3 protein-coding genes are annotated in these 16,671 nt (G+C 76.1%); all 3 read right to left on the bottom strand.

What is annotated here, in order from left to right; translation table 11 throughout:
* On the bottom strand, nucleotides 1-1,498 hold a 1,498-nt coding region (locus ACZ52J_RS41875), incomplete at its 3' end, for a type I polyketide synthase (RefSeq protein WP_465626629.1).
* A 497-nt stretch (nucleotides 1,499-1,995) separates the two neighbouring features.
* Complete coding sequence (locus ACZ52J_RS41880; RefSeq protein WP_465626631.1) at nucleotides 1,996-13,911, bottom strand: SDR family NAD(P)-dependent oxidoreductase; 11,916 nt, start codon at nucleotides 13,909-13,911, stop codon at nucleotides 1,996-1,998.
* Between the two features lie 162 nt (nucleotides 13,912-14,073).
* Nucleotides 14,074-16,671 (bottom strand): SDR family NAD(P)-dependent oxidoreductase (locus ACZ52J_RS41885; RefSeq protein WP_465626633.1); only part of this gene is annotated, 2,598 nt, incomplete at its 5' end.

Below are 16,671 nucleotides of genomic sequence, written 5' to 3' on the forward strand. Positions count from 1 at the left end.
CCTGCTCCCGCAGAGCCTGCTCGGTACGGCCCGACAGCACCACCGGCACCGGCCCAGGCACCGCGGGCACATCCACCGCGGGCACATCCACCGCATCGGGAAGCGCCTCCACCGCCGGCGCCTGCTCCAGGACGGCGTGCGCATTGGTGCCGCTGAAGCCGAAGGACGAGACACCGGCGCGGCGCGGCTCACCGGTCTCGGGCCAGGCCGTGTCCTCGGTGAGGACGCGGACGGCGCCGGCGGCCCAGTCGACGTGCGGGGACGGCCGGTCGGCGTGCAGGGTCCGGGGCAGCACGCCGTGCCGCATCGCCATGACCATCTTGATGACGCCCGCGACGCCGGCGGCGGCCTGGGTGTGGGCCAGGTTGGACTTCACCGAGCCGAGCAGCAGCGGCCGGTCCTCGGGGCGGTCCTGTCCGTAGGTGGCGATCAGGGCTTGCGCCTCGATCGGGTCGCCGAGGCGGGTGCCGGTGCCGTGCGCCTCGACGGCGTCGACCTGCCGGGCGGTCAGGCGGGCGTTCTCCAGGGCCTGCTTGATGACGCGCTGCTGCGAGGGGCCGTTCGGCGCCGTCAGGCCGTTCGAGGCGCCGTCCTGGTTGACGGCGGTGCCGCGGACGACCGCCAGTACCGGGTGGCCGTTGCGCCGCGCGTCGGACAGCCGCTCCAGGAGCAGCATGCCCACCCCTTCGCCCCAGCCGGTGCCGTCCGCATCGGCGGAGAACGCCTTGCAGCGGCCGTCCACGGCCAGGCCGCGCTGGCGACTGAAGTCGACGAAGGCCTCGGGGGTGGACATCACGGTCACACCGCCGGCCAGGGCCAGGGTGGACTCGCCGCTGCGCAGCGACTGCACGGCGAGGTGCAGGGCCACCAGGGAGGACGAGCAGGCGGTGTCGATGGTGACGGCGGGGCCTTCCAGGCCCAGCGCGTAGGCGACCCGGCCGGAGGCGATGCTCGCGGAGCTGCCGGTACCGAGGAATGCCTCGACGCCCTCCGGTACGGAGTGCAGGCGGGCGGCGTAGTTGTGGTAGATCACGCCGGCGAAGACGCCGGTGCGGCTGCCGCGCAGCGCGGCCGGGTCGATTCCGGCGCGCTCGAATGCCTCCCAGGAGGTTTCGAGCAGCAGGCGCTGCTGCGGGTCCATCGCCATCGCCTCGCGCGGCGATATGCCGAAGAATCCGGGGTCGAACTCGGTGGCGCCGTGCAGGAAGCCGCCCTCGGCGACGTACGAGGTGCCGGGGTTGTCCGGGTCGGGGTGGTAGATCGCGCCGAGGTCCCAGCCGCGGTTGGCGGGGAAGCCGTCGACGGCGTCGCGGCCCTCGCTGACGAGCTGCCACAACTCCTCGGGGGAGCCGACGTTCCCGGGGAACCGGCAGCTCATGCCGATGATCGCGACCGGCTCGTGGTCCGCCGCCTCCACCTCCTGGAGCCGCTGGCGGGTCTGGGCCAGATCGGCCGTCACCCACTTGAGGTAGTCGCGAAGTGCCTCTTCATTCGCCATGACATGCCACCTCTTCAACGCATCCAGTCGGCTCGCGTCATTCGACGGATTTCTCACCGGCGGGAATTTCACAGCAATGGCCCATGGCCAGTGGAAATCCCCCGGGCGAAGTTGTCGGCAACTTCGGGCACCAGGAGCTTTTGCCAGATCGCCTATTGCATTTCGCTTTGCGAGATTATGGTTCGGCGGGGGCGCTCTCAACCCCTATCCGGCCCCTAGGTGGGGCTTTGCCGTACCGCCCCCGCCGAAGGTGGCCGCCGCAGGTCGCGGTGTCGGGCCGGCCCGCTACCTCGGCCGGCACGTCGATCACTGCACGGCTGAAGGAATCGGTGCGGCTCCCGGGCGTCGGCGACAGGACGTGGCTCACCTACGACGACCCGAGCGGGACGCTCAACCGCTGGACCCGGGCGGTGCCGGGAAGCTGAGCGGATGCCCGGGGCCCCGGGGCGGCACCGTCGGTGCTGCCCCGGGGCCCCGGGCCGTGGCCGGCTCCTGCCTCAGCCGGCGTCCTGGGAGCGGCCGAGCTGGTCGTTGATGAAGGCGAACAGCTCCTCGTCGGAGGCGGCGCGCAGCTGTTCGGTGTCGACGGCCGGGGCGGCCGGCTCCTCGACGGCCGCGAGGCGGCCGAGCAGGGCCTGCAGGCGGACGGAGAGGGTGCTGCGAAGGTCGTCGCCCGGGGCGGGGGCGGCAGCGAACGCGGCCTCCAGACGGTCGAGTTCGGCGAGCAGCGGGCGGGCCGAGGCGTCCGCCGCGGGGGCGGTCTCGGTGAACAGCAGCTCGGCGAGGGCCGCGGGCGTCGGGAAGTCGAACACCAGCGTGGCCGAGAGGCGCAGACCGGTGGCGGTGTTCATCCGGTTGCGTAGTTCGACGCCGGTCAGGGAGTCGAAGCCGAGCTCCTTGAAGGCCCGTTCGGCCTCGACCGCGTCCGGGCCGGAGTGGCCGAGGACCGCCGCGACCTGGGTGCGGACCAGATCCAGCAGCAGCGTGCGGCGGCCCTCCTCGTCCAGTCCGGCGAGCCGCTGTTCGAGTGTCCGGGCCTGGTCGGCCGCCGCCGCGGCGGCGGCCCGGGGAGTGCGGCGGGCCGTGGCCCGGACCAGCCCGCGCAGCAGCGGCGGGACGGCGGAGGGGTCGGCGTGGGCGCGCAGCCCGGCGACGTCCAGGCCCACCGGGGCGAGGGCGGCGCGGCCGAGCGTCGCCGCGGTGTCGAGCAGGTCCAGGCCCTGGGCGGAGCCGAGCGGGGTGATGCCGCCGCGGGCCATCCGCTGGAGATCGGCCGCGTCGAGGGTGCCGGTCATGCCGCTGCTCTCCGCCCACAGGCCCCAGGCGAGGGACAGCCCGGCGAGGCCGGCGGCGCGCCGGTGACCGGCCAGTGCGTCGAGGAAGGCGTTGGCGGCCGCGTAGTTGCCCTGGCCGGCGCCGCCGAAGGTGCCGGCGACGGAGGAGAAGAGGACGAACGCGGCGAGGTCCGCGGACGCGGTGAGCTCGTGGAGGTGGAGTGCGGCGTCGACCTTCGGGCGCAGCACGGCGTCCAGCCGGTCGGGGGTGAGCGAGCCGACCACGCCGTCGTCGATGACGCCCGCCGTGTGGACCACGGCTGTCAGCGGGTGGGCGGCGGGGACGGCGGCGAGCAGGTCGGCGAGCGCGGAGCGGTCGGCGGCGTCGCAGGCGGCGACGGTCACCCGGGCGCCGAGGGCGGTCAGTTCGGCGCTGAGCTCGGCCGCGCCGGGGGCGTCGGCGCCGCGCCGGCTGGTGAGCAGCAGGTGCCTGACCCCGTGCCGGGTCACCAGGTGGCGGGCGACGAGCGCGCCGAGGGTGCCGGTGGCACCGGTGACCAGGACGGTGCCGTCCGGGTCGAGCGGCGGCGGGACGGTGATGACGACCTTGCCGATGTGCCTGGCCTGGCTGACGTACCGGAACGCCTCGGGGGCGCGCCGGATGTCCCAGGTGGTGACGGGCAGGTGCCGGAGGGCGCCCTGTGCGAACAGGTCGACGACGGCGGTGAGCATCTCGTTGATGCGGTCCGGGCCGGCCTCGATCAGGTCGAAGGCACGGTAGCGGACGCCGGGGTGCTCGGCGGCGACCAGGTCGGCGTCGCGGATGTCGGTCTTGCCCATTTCGATGAAGCGCCCGCCGCGCGGCAGCAGCCGCAGCGAGGCGTCGACGAACTCCCGGGCGAGCGAGTCGAGGACGACGTCGACGCCGCGGCCGCCGGTGGCGGTGCGGAAGTGCTCTTCGAAGTCCAGGTCGCGGGAGGACGCGAGGTGGCTGTCGTCGAGGCCGAGTGCGCGCACGGCATCCCACTTGCCGGCACTGGCGGTGCCGAACACCTCGGCGCCCAGGTGGCGGGCGAGTTGCACGGCGGCCATGCCGACACCGCCGGCCGCGGCGTGGACCAGCAGGGACTCGCCGGGCTGCAGGTCGGCCAGGTCGGTCAGCGCGTAGTAGGCGGTGAGGAAGACCACCGGGACGGAGGCCGCCTCGGCGAAGCTCCAGTCGGCGGGCATCGGGGCGACCATCCGGCGGTCGGTGACCGTGACGGGTGCGAAGCCGCCGGAGAGCATGCCGAACACCCGGTCGCCGACGGCGAGGTCGGTGACGCCGGGGCCGACCTCGAGGACGACGCCGGCGCCCTCCAGTCCGAGCAGGCCGGCGTTGCCCGGGTACATGCCGAGGGCGTTGAGGACGTCCCGGAAGTTGAGGCCGGTGGCACGGACGCCGATGCGGATGTAGCCGGGCTCCAGCGGGGCGACGGCGGGCGGGAACTCGATGAGCTCCAGGTTCTCCAGGGTGCCCTTGGCCGGGATGCCGAGCCGCCAGGCGACGGCGTCCTCCGGCGGGGTCAGCGCTGCGTCGGTGGCGATCCGGGCCAGTCGGGGGGCGAACGGCTCGCCGTGCCGGACGGCCAGTTCGCTCTCACCGCGGGACACCGCCGTGGGCAGAGCGGTCGGCAGCGCCGCGGCGGAGTCGGCGGTCCGGTCCAGGTCGAGCAGGAGGAAGCGGTCCGGGTTCTCGGCCTGCGCGGAGCGCAGCAGGCCGCGCAGCGCGGCACCGGCCAGGTCGTCGGCCCGCTCGCCGGGCGCGGCGGCGACCGCGCCGTGGGTGACGACCACGAGGCGGGCGTCGGCGAGGGCCTGCTGGTCGAGCCAGCCCTGGGCGAGGGCCAGGGCCCGGTGGACGGCGGTACGGACGGCGTCGGCGGGCGGCCGGCCCGGGTCGTCCGCCGGGAACGGGGTGCCGAAGGGGGCGAGCACGAACCCGGGCACGGGGGCGCCCGCCGCGACGGCGGCGGCGAGTGCGGCGAGGTCCGGGTACGTCTCGGCGGCGATTGCGGCGGCCCGCAGGCTCCGGTGCAGTTCCTCGGCCGCGTCGGCCTGCCCGGGGGTGCCGATGACGGCCAGTGCGGCGGTCGGCCGGTCGGTGCCGTCCGCGGACAGCGGTGCCCATGCGACCTCGAACAGGTCGTCGTGGTGCGTGGCGCGGGCGCCCCGCAGCTGATCGACGGCGACCGGGCGCAGCAGCAGGGAGTCGACGGTGGCGACCGGGCGGCCGGTGGCGTCGGCGAGCGCGAGGGCGATGGTGTCGGCGCCCTGAGGGGTGATCCGCACGCGGAGCGCGGTCGCGCCGACGGCGTGCAGGGCGACTCCGCTCCAGGAGAACGGCAGCCTGCCCTGGTCGCCGCCGCTGCCCTGCAGGAACGTGCCGTGCAGCGCGGCGTCGAGCAGTGCCGGGTGGAGGCCGAACAGGCTGCCGTCCGCCTCGGCCGTCGGCGGCAGCGCGACCTCGGCGAAGACCTCCTCGCCGAGCCGCCAGGCGGCGGTCAGCCCCTGGAACGCGGGCCCGTACGCGAAGCCGCCCGAGGCCAGCCGCTCGTAGAGGCCGTCCACCGCGACCGGTTCCGCGCCGGGCGGCGGCCACGCGGTGAGTTCGGCGGCCGCGGCGCCGTCGGAGGCGGCGGCCAGGGCCCCGCCGGCGTGCCGGGTCCACGGCTCGTCGGGATCGGCGTGTTCGGGCCGGGAGTACAGGCTCACCGGCCGGCCGCCGTCCTCTGCGGCGGCACCCACCCAGAGCTGGAACTGCAGCGCCTCGGCGCCGGGCAGCACCAGGGGCGACTCCAGGGTGAGTTCCTCGAGTCGCGCGCAGCCGACCTGTTCGCCGGCCCGCAGCGCGAGCTCGACGAAGGCGGTGCCGGGCAGCAGCACGGTGCCGGAGACGGCGTGGTCGGCCAGCCACGGGTGGGTGTCGACGGCGAGCCGCCCGGTGAACAGGTAGCCGTCGGACTCGGCCAGCGGGGCCGCGGCCCCGAGGAGAGGGTGCTCGGGTGCGACCAGGCCCGCCGACGCCACGTCCGCGGCCCGGAAGGCGGGCGCCTCCAGCCAGTACCGCTCGCGCTGGAAGGGGTAGGTCGGCAGGTCGATGCGGCGGGCGCCGGTGCCGGCGAGGACGGCCTGCCAGTCCAGCACCGTGCCGCGGACGTGGAGTCGGGCGAGCGCGGTGGTGAAGCTCTCCGGCTCGGGGCGGTCGCGGCGCAGGGCGGGGGTGAGGACGGCGTCGGTGTCCTCGGCGAGGCACTGCCCTGCCATGGCGCTGAGTGTGCCGTCCGGGCCCAGCTCCAGGAACGTCCGGACGCCTTCGCCCTCCAGCACGTGCACCGCGTCGGCGAAGCGGACGGCCTCGCGAACATGCCGCACCCAGTACTCGGGGTCGGTCAACTCGGCCGACACGAGCGAACCGGTCAGCGTCGACACGATCGGGACCCGCGGCTCCGCGAAAACCACCTCAGCGGCCACGGCGCGGAACTCCGCCAGCATGCCGTCCATCAGCGGCGAATGGAACGCATGACTGACGGTGAGCCGCTTCGACCTCCGCCCCTCCAGACCGGCCACCACAGCCAAAACCGCGCCCTCGACACCCGAAACCACCACCGAGGTCGGCCCATTGACCGCCGCAATGCCCACACCGTCGGTCAGCAGCGGCAGCACCTCCTCCTCGGACGCCTCCACCGCCACCATGGCGCCACCACGCGGCAGCGCCTGCATCAGCCGGCCACGGGCCGCCACCAGCCGGCACGCGTCCGCCAGCGAGAACACACCCGCCACATGCGCCGCGGCCAACTCACCGATCGAATGCCCCGCCAGGAAATCCGGCCGCACACCCCACGACTCGACCAACCGGAACAGCGCCACCTCCAACGCGAACAACGCCGGCTGCGTGAACCCCGTCTCGTCGATCAGCTCCGCATCCGCGACCGCCTCACGCAGCGAACGCCCCAACAGCGGATCCAACTCCGCACACACCGCATCGAACGCAGCCGCGAACACCGGGTAAGAGGCATACAACTCGAAGCCCATCCCGACCCGCTGACTCCCCTGCCCCGCGAACAGGAACGCCGTCCGGCCTCCGGCCACCGTGCCCTCGGCCTGGGCGGTGCCGCCGCGGGCGAGGGCCGCCAGGCCGGCCAGCAGTTCGGTGCGGCTGCTGCCGATGACGGCGGCCCGCCGGTCGAGGCCGGTGCGGGTGGTGGCGAGGGAGTGCGCGACGTCGGCGGGCTGCCAGGCCGGGTCCTCCGCCAGCCTCCGGTGCAGGCGGTCGGCCTGCTCGACCAGGGCCTCCGCGGTCCTGGCGGAGAGCACCCACGGCACCGTGGCGCCGCCGCTCGGGGCGCCCTCGGCCGGCTCGGCAGGCGGTTCGGCGCCGGCCTCCTCGGGGGTCTGCTCGATGATGGCGTGCGCATTGGTACCGCTGACGCCGAAGGACGAGACGCCGGCCCGGCGCGGCGCGCCGGTCTCGGGCCACGGGCGGGCCTCGGTGAGCAGTTCGACCGCCCCGGCGGTCCAGTCGACGTGCGGCGAGGGCTCGTCGACGTGCAGGGTCCGCGGCAGCACGCCGTGGCGCATCGCCATGACCATCTTGATGATGCCGGCGACGCCGGCGGCGGCCTGGGTGTGGCCGAGGTTGGACTTGATGGAGCCGAGCCAGAGCGGCCGGTCGGCGGAACGGCCCTGCCCGTACGTGGCGAGCAGCGCCTGCGCCTCGATCGGGTCGCCGAGGACGGTGCCGGTGCCGTGCGCCTCGACCGCGTCCACCTGGGTCGGCGCGAGTCCGGCGTTGGCGAGGGCCTGCTGGATGACACGCTGCTGGGAGGGCCCGTTCGGCGCAGTGAGGCCGTTGGAGGCACCGTCCTGGTTGACGGCGGTGCCGCGGACGACGGCCAGTACGGGGTGCCCGTTGCGGCGCGCGTCGGAGAGCCGTTCGACCAGGAGCATGCCGGCGCCCTCGGCCCAGCTGGTGCCGTCGGCGGCGGCGGAGAAGGACTTGCAGCGGCCGTCGGCGGCGAGCCCCCGCTGGCGGCTGAAGTCGACGAAGGTGTCGGGGGTGGACATCACGGTCACGCCGCCGGCCAGCGCGAGCGAGCACTCGCCGCTGCGCAGCGCCTGCGCGGCCAGGTGGAGGGCGACCAGGGAGGAGGAGCACGCGGTGTCGACGGTGACGGCGGGGCCCTCCAGTCCGAAGGTGTAGGAGACGCGGCCGGAGGCGACGCTGCCCGAGCTGCCGGTGCCGAGGTAGCCCTCGACGCCCTCCGGGATGGCGGGCAGCCGGGAGACGTAGTCGTGGTACATCACGCCGGCGAACACGCCGGTGCGGCTGCCCTTGAGCGAGGCCGGGTCGATCCCGGCCCGTTCGATCGCCTCCCAGGAGGTCTCCAGCAGCAGCCGCTGCTGCGGGTCCATGGCGAGCGCCTCGCGCGGGTTGATGCCGAAGAACGCCGGGTCGAAGTCGGCGGCTTCGTGCAGGAAGCCGCCCTCGCGGGCGTAGGAGGTGCCGGGGCGCTCGGGGTCCGGGTCGTAGAGGGCCTCGAGCGGCCAGCCGCGGTCGGCCGGGAAGGCGGAGACGCCGTCGCCGCCTTCGGCGACCAGCTGCCACAGCTCCTCGGGCGTGCTGACCCCGCCGGGGTAGCGGCAGGCCAGGCCGACGATGGCGATCGGGTCGTCGTCGACGACGACCGCGGCGGCCGGTGGTGCGGCGGCGGGGCCGGCCGAGCCGGCGAGCCGGGTGTCGAGGTGGTCGGCGAGGGCCTGCGGGGTCGGGTAGTCGAAGACGAGGGTGGCGGGCAGCCGCAGGCCGGTGGCGGCGGTCAGGCGGTTGCGCAGTTCGACCGCGGTGAGCGAGTCGAAGCCGAGTTCCTTGAAGGCGCGGGCGGGGTCGACGGCGTCGGCGCCGGTGTGGCCGAGGACCGCGGCGACCTCGCCGGTGAGCAGGCCGAGCAGGGCCCTGGCCCGTTCGTCGGCGGGCAGCGCGGCGAACCGGTGGCCCGGGTCGGCCGCGCCGGTGCCGGCGGCGGTCCGCGCGGCCGGGCGGGCGGGGGCGCGGACCAGGCCGCGCAGCAGGGCCGGCAGCGCCGGGGAGGCGGCCTGGCCGCGGAGTCCGGCGGTGTCGAGGCGCATCGGCACGTAGCCGGCGCCGCCGAGAGCGGTGGCGGTGTCCAGCAGGGCCAGGCCCTCGGCGGAGGACAGTGCGGCGACGCCGGCGCGGCTGATGCGCTGCAGGTCGGCGCTGTCCAGGGTGCCGGTCATTCCGCTGCGTTCGGCCCACAGGCCCCAGGCGAGCGAGGTGGCGGGCAGGCCGCGGGCCTGCCGGTGGTGGGCGAGCGCGTCCAGGAAGGCGTTGGCGGCGGCGTAGTTGGCCTGGCCGGGGCCGCCGAGGGTGGCGGCGGCGGCCGAGAAGAGCACGAAGGCGGCGAGGTCGTGTCCGGCCGTCAGCTCGTGCAGGTGCCAGGCGGCGTCGGCCTTGGGCCGCAGCACGGTGGCGAGGCGCTCGGGGGTGAGCGCGTCGACGATGCCGTCGTCGAGGACGCCCGCGGTGTGCACCACGGCGGTGAGCGGGTGTGCGGCGGGGATGTCGGCGAGCACCCGGGCGAGGGCGTCGCGGTCGGCGGTGTCGCAGGCGGTGAGGGTGACGGCGGCGCCCGCCTCGGCGAGTTCGGCGGCGAGTTCGGCGGCGCCGGGTGCCTCGATGCCTCGCCGGGAGAGCAGCAGCAGGTGCCGGGCGCCGTGCTCGGTGACCAGGTGGCGGGCGACGAGGGTGCCGAGGGTGCCGGTGGCGCCGGTGACCAGGACGGTCCCGTCGGGGTCGAGGGCGCCGAGGCCGGTCGGGGCGCCCTGCCCGGCGGCGGGGTCGCCCGCGGTCCGGGTGAGGCGGGGGACGTGGAGGGCGCCTGCCCGGAGGGCGAGCTGCGGTTCGTCGGCGGCGAGGGCGGCGAGCAGGCGGTCCGGGCCGGCCGGGTCGTCGTCCAGGTCGGCGAGGACGAGGCGCCCGGGGTGTTCGGACTGGGCGGAGCGCACCAGGCCCCAGACGGTGGCGGCGGCGAGGTCGGTGACGTCCTCGCCGGGGTGGACGGCGACGGCGCCGCGGGTGGCGAGGACGAGGCGGACCTCGGCGAGGGCGTCCTCGGCGAGCCACTGCTGCACCAGGGTGAGCCCTCGGGTGGCGACGGCGTGCGCGGCGCCAGGTGTGTCCTCGGCGCCCGGCTCGCCGGCGGCGGGGCCGGCGAGCAGGGCGACGACCGTGTGCGGCGCCTCGGCGCCGGCGCGGACTGCGGCGGCGAGCTCGGCCGGCCCGGGGTGGACCGGCAGGGCGGGAGCGGCGGCCAGGGCCGCCCGTCCGGTGTCGAGCAGGGCCCAGCCGGTGGCGGCGGGTTCGCCGGGGGTGCCGGGCTGCCAGGCGACGGTGAACAGCGACTCGTGGTGGACGGCCCGGGCAGCGTGCACCTGGGCGGCGGTGACGGGGCGCAGCAGCAGCGACTCGACGGCGGCGACGGGCGCGCCGGTGGTGTCGGCGACGGTGACCGCGACGGCGTCCTCGCCGGCCGGGGCGAGGCGGACGCGCAGGCGGTCGGCGCCGGAGGCGTGCAGGGTGACGCCGCGCCAGGCGAACGGCAGACGGCCGGACTCGCTGGGCGCCAACAGGCTGCCCATGCCGACGCCGTGCAGGGCGGCGTCGAGCAGGGCGGGGTGGAGGCCGAAGTGGCGGGCGTCGGCTCGGTGCGGCTCGGGCAGGCGGACCTCGGCGTGGATCTCGTCGCCGAGCTGCCAGGCGGCGGTGAGGCCCTGGAAGGCCGGGCCGTAGTCGAAGCCGGCGTCGGCGAGGTAGTCGTACAGGCCGTCGACGGGGACCGGGACGGCGCCGGCGGGCGGCCAGGTGTCCACGCCGAGCGGTTCGGCGGGGCGGTCGTCGGCGGGTGGGGCGAGCAGACCGGCGGCGTGCCGGGTCCAGGCGTACTCGGCCGTGGGCGCGGCGCCGGTGGCGGCGGCGTCGGGCTCGGGCCGGGAGTGCAGGGTGAACGGGCGGGTGCCGGTGCCGTCCGCCTCGCCGACGGCGAGCTGGATCTGCACGGCGCCGTGCTCAGGGAGCACCAACGGGGCCTGGAGGGTGAGTTCGGCGAGGTGCGGGGCGCCGACGTGGTCGCCGGCGCGGACGGCGAGTTCGACGAAGGCGGTGCCGGGGAGCAGCACGGTGCCCATCACGGCGTGGTCGGCGAGCCAGGGGTGGGTCTGCCGGGAGAGCAGGCCGGTGAAGAGCACGCCGTCGGCGTCGGCGAGGGCGACGGCGGCGCCGAGCAGCGGGTGGTCGGCGGCGCCGAGGCCCGCGGAGGTGACGTCGACCGGCCAGCCGGCCGGCGGCTCGGGCCAGTGGCGGCGGCGCTGGAAGGCGTACGTGGGCAGGTCGATCCGGTGGCCGCCCCAGGGCCGGCCGACGGCGTGCCAGTCCGGCGTTGCGCCGTGGACGTGGGCGCGGGCGGCGGCGGCCAGCACGTTCGCCGCCTCGGGGCGACCGGCGCGCAGGGCGGCGATCAGCGCGGCGGGCGTGCCGTCCGCGTCGAGGCTCTGCTCGGCGAGGGCGGTGAGCACGCCGTCGGGGCCGACCTCCAGGAACGTGGTGACGCCGCCGGCCCGGAGCCGGCGCACGGCGTCGTGGAAGCGGACGGCCTCGCGGACGTGCCGCACCCAGTACTCGGGGTCGCGGATCTCCTCGGCGGAGAGCGTGCCGCCGGTGACGGTGGAGACGATCGGTATCCGCGGCGCCTCGTACGCCACCTGCTCCGCAACGGCCCGGAACTCGTCGAGCATGCCGTCCATCAGCGGAGAGTGGAAGGCGTGGCTGACCGTCAGCCGCTTGGTGCGGCGGCCGTCGGCGGCGAGCTTCTCGGCGATCTCGACCACGGCGGTCTCGGCACCCGAGATCACCACGGACGTCGGGCCGTTGACCGCGGCGATGCCGACACCGTCGGTCAGCAGCGGCAGCACCTCGCCCTCCGCCGCTTCGACGGCGACCATCGCGCCGCCGCGCGGCAGCGCCTGCATCAGCCGGCCGCGCGCCGCGACCAGCCGCGCCGCGTCGGCGAGCGAGAACACACCGGCGACGTGCGCGGCCGCCAACTCGCCGATCGAGTGACCGGCGAGCAGGTCGGGCCGGATGCCGAAGGCCTCCGCCAACCGGTAGAGCGCCACCTCCAGGGCGAACAGCGCGGGCTGGGCGTACGCCGTCTCGTCGATCAGGGCCGGGTCGGCGATCGCCTCGCGCAGCGGACGGTCCAGCAGCGGGTCGAGTTCGGCACAGACCGCGTCGAACGCCTCCCGGTACGCCGGGTACGCCGCGTACAGCTCCTCGCCCATGCCGGCCCGCTGACTGCCCTGGCCGGTGAACAGGAAGGCGGTCCGGCCCTCGGCGGCCGCGACGCCCTGCACCAGCTGGGGTGCGGACACGCCGGCGGCCAGCGCGTCCAGGCCCGCCAGCAGTTCGGTGCGGTCGGCGGCGAGCACGGCGGCCCGGTGGTCGAGCGCGGCACGGCCGGTGGCGAGCGAGTGTGCGAGGTCGGCGGGCGCGGGTGCGGGCACGGCGTCCAGGTGGGCCCGGAGGCGGGCGGCCTGGGCGCGCAGGGCCTCGGCCGTCCGCCCGGAGACCAGGTACGGCAGCACGGCGGGCGGCACCGGCGTGTCCGCGGACGCGGGCGTGTCGGTGGTGGCCGGGGCCGGGGCCGGGGCCTGCTCGATGATGGCGTGCGCGTTGGTGCCGCTGACGCCGAACGAGGAGACGCCCGCGCGGCGCGGCTCGCCCGTCCGCGGCCACTCCCGGGACCGGTCGAGCAGGCGCACGCCGCCGGCCGCCCAGTCGACGTGCGGGGACGGCTCGTCCACGTGCAGGGTCTGCGGGAGCAGGCCGTGCTGCATGGCGAGCACCATCTTGATGATGCCGGCGACGCCGGCGGCGGCCTGGGTGTGGCCGAGGTTGGACTTGATGGAGCCGAGCCAGAGCGGCTGCTCGGCCGGTCGCTCCAGCCCGTACGTGGCGAGCAGCGCCTGCGCCTCGATCGGGTCGCCGAGGACGGTGCCGGTGCCGTGCGCCTCGACCGCGTCCACCTGGGCTGGGGTGAGGCCCGCATCGGCGAGGGCCTGGCGGATCACCCGCTGCTGGGAGGGGCCGTTCGGCGCGGTCAGGCCGTTGGAGGCGCCGTCCTGGTTGACGGCGGAGCCGCGGAGCACCGCCAGCACCGGGTGGCCGTTGCGCCGCGCGTCGGAGAGCCGCTCCAGCAGGAGCATGCCGACGCCCTCGCCCCAGCCGGTGCCGTCGGCGGCGGCGGCGAAGGACTTGCAGCGGCCGTCGGCTGCCAGGCCCCGCTGGCGGCTGAACTGCACGAACGCCCGCGGGCTGGACATCACGGTGACGCCGCCGGCCAGCGCGAGCGAGCACTCGTGCTGGCGCAGCGCCTGCGCGGCCAGGTGCACGGCGACCAGCGAGGACGAGCAGGCCGTGTCGACGGTGACGGCCGGCCCCTCCAGGCCGAAGGCGTAGGACAGGCGACCGGAGAGCACGCTCGCCGCGTTGCCGGTCAGGGTGTAGCCCTCGACGCCCTGCGGCACCTGGTGGAGCAGGTCGCCGTAGTCCTGGCCGTTGGTGCCCGCGAAGACTCCGGTGCGGCTGCCCTTGAGCGAGGTCGGGTCGATGCCGGCGCGCTCCAGCACCTCCCAGGAGGACTCCAGCAGCAGGCGCTGCTGCGGGTCCATGGCGAGGGTCTCACGCGGGCTGATGCCGAAGAACGCGGCGTCGAACTCGGTCGCCTCGTAGAGGAATCCGCCCTGGCGGGTGTAGCTGGTGCCCTGCTGGTCCGGGTCGTCGTCGAAGAGCGCGTCGGTGTCCCACCCGCGGTCGGCCGGGAAGTCGCCGATCGCGTCGCGGCCCTCGGCCACCAGCTGCCACAGGTCCTCGGGCGAGTTCACCCCTCCCGCGAACCGGCAGCTCATCGACACCAGGGCGATCGGCTCGGATTCGCCCGCCTCCGCCTCGCGCAGCCGCTGACGGGTCTGGTGCAGATCCGCCGTGACGCGCTTCAGATAGTCGAGGAGCTTTTCCTGGGACACTGTGGAACCTCACCCTGTTGATGACGGCCGTCCTTGGTGGCGGCCGTCCTTGATGGCTTCAGGTGGTTGCGGGCCGTACGGGGCCCTGCCGTGCGGGGGCGGGCCGTACCGCCGGTGGCGCGGGGTGCCGGTGGTCGCCGGCCCGCCCGCGCCGCCCGGCAGTCAGGCCATGCCCAACTCGTTGTCGATGAAGGCGAACAGCTCGTCGGCGGAGGCCTCCCGGAGGTGCTCGGCCACCTGCTCGTCCGGCTGCCGCTCGTGCGGTTCGGCGCTCCACCGGGTCAGCAGGGCCTGGAGGCGGGCGGCGACGTCGGCCCGGGTGTCCGGGTCCTCGGTGACGGTGGCCAGTGCGGCCTCCAGCCGGTCGAGGTCCGCGAGGGTGCCTCCGCCCCCGCTGTGCGCCGGACCGGCCGGGACCAGGTCGGCCCGCAGGCGGGCGGCGAGGGCGGCCGGTGTCGGGAAGTCGAACACCAGCGTGGCCGGCAGGCGCAGGCCGGTGGCGGCGCCGAGGCGGTTGCGCAGTTCCAGTGCGGTCAGCGAGTCCAGGCCGAGTTCCTTGAACGCCCGGCCGGCCCCGACCTCGTCGACCGTGGTGTGTCCCAGCGCGGCGGCCGCGTGGGCGCGCACCAGGTCCAGCACGGTCTGCTCGCGCTCCAGTTCCGCCATGCCGGCCAGCCGCCGGCGCAGCTCGGCGGCGTCGGCGGCGGCGCCGGCCGCGGCGTCGGGCCCGGCTCCGGCGGCCGGGCGGCGGACGCCGGGCAGCCCGTCCAGCAGCGCGGACGGGCGCACCGAGGTGAAGCCGGGTGCGAAACGGTCCCAGGCGACGTCGGCGACGGTGACCACGGTCTCGTCCAGATCCAGGGCCTGCTGGAGGGCGGCGATCGCCGACTCGGGCCGCATCGCGGGCAGCCCGGCGCGGTCGAGCCGGTCGCCGATCAGGCCGTCCGCGGCCATGCCGCTCTCGCCCCAGCGCCCCCAGGCCACCGAGGTGGCGGCCAGCCCCTGGGCGCGGCGGTGCTCGGCGAAGCCGTCCAGGAAGGCGTTGGCGGCGGCGTAGTTGGCCTGCCCGGCGTCGCCCAGGGTGCCGGCGAGGCCGGAGAACAGGACGAACGCGGAGAGGTCAAGGTCGCGGGTCAGCTCGTCCAGGGCGAGCACGGCCTCCGTCTTCGGGCGCAGCACCGTGGCGAATCGCTCGGGTGTCAGCGCGTCCAGCACGCCGTCGTCGAGGATCCCGGCGGTGTGCATCACGGCAGTGAGGGGCTGCTCGGTGGGGATCGTGCCGAGCAGGGCGGCCAGCGCGGTGCGGTCGGCGACGTCGCAGGCGGCGACGGTGACCCGGGCGCCCAGCGCGGTCAGTTCGGCGGCGAGTTCGGCGGAGCCGTCGGCCTCCTGGCCGCGCCGGCTGGTGAGCAGCAGGTGCTCGGCGCCGTTGCGGGCGAGCCAGCGGGCGACGTGGGCACCCAGGGCGCCGGTGCCGCCGGTGACCAGCACCGTGCCGGACGGCCGCCAGCCCTCCCCGGCCACCGGGCCGGCCGGGGCGTGCACCAGGCGGCGCACCAGCACCCCGGAGGCCCTGATCGCGACCTGGTCCTCACCGCCCGTACCGGCCAGCACCCCGGCCAGCCGGTCCATGGCCCGGTCGTCCAGCAGCTCCGGCAGGTCGACCAGGCCACCCCAGCGCTGCGGGTGCTCCAGCGCGGCGACCCGGCCGAAGCCCCAGATCAGGGACTGCACGGGCGCGGCCGGACGTTCGGCCCGGTTGGCCGCGACGGCGCCGCGGGTGGCCGTCCACACCGGCGCCTCGATCCCGGCGTCGCCGAGCGCCTGCACCAGCACGGCCGTCCCGGCGAGCCCGAGCGGCAGGCCCGGGTGCTCGGCGTGCGGCCGCCCGTCCATGGCCGGGAGCCAGAGCAGGCCGGACAGGCCGACCGTGTCGCCGAGCTCCTTGCGCAGCCACTCGGCCAGCGGCTCGCGGTCGAGGCCGGCGGCCGGGAGGGTCAGCGTGCGGGCCTCCGAGCCGCGCCGGGCGAGACCGTGGGCGAGGTCGTCGGCGCGGTCCCGGTCGTCCTCCGTCGCGATGACCGCCCAGGTGCCGGAGAGCAGCGGTGCGGGCAGATCGGTGAGGGGCTGCCAGGTGATGCGGTAGCGCCAGCCGTCCACGGTCGACTGCTCACGGCGCTGCCGCCGCCAGGTCGACAGCGCGGGCAGGACGGCGCTCAGCGGCGCGTCGGCGTCCAGGTCGAGCGAGCCTGCCAACGTCTCCAGGTCGTGGCGCTCGACGGCCTCCCAGAAGGCGGTGTCCACAGGGTCCGCGCCGACCGTTCCGGCGCCGTTCTCCGGGCGGGCCGGCTCGGGCCAGAACCGGCGGTGCCGGAAGGCGTAGGTGGGCAGTTCGAGCGGCGGGACGGCGGTGGTGCCGGCGAAGGCGGCCGCCCGCCAGTCGACGGCCACGCCGCGCACCCACGCCTCGGCCAGCGAGGCCAGCAGTCGGCGCGGGCCGCCCTCGCCGCGGCGGAGCGTGCCGAACGCAGCGGCGTCGCGTTCGGCCGCCTCGATGCTCTCCTGGAGTGCCATCACCAGCACCGGGTGCGCGCTGACCTCGACGAAGGTGCCGTAGCCGTCGGCGAGGAGGGAGTCGACCGCCTCGGCGAAGCGGACGGTGGTGCGGAGGTTGGTGTACCAGTACTCGGCATCCATGGCGGAACCGTCGACCAGCTCACCGGTCACCGTCGAGAACACCGGCACCGAGCCCGCCCGCGG

The organism is Kitasatospora sp. NPDC034035, from assembly GCF_055575755.1.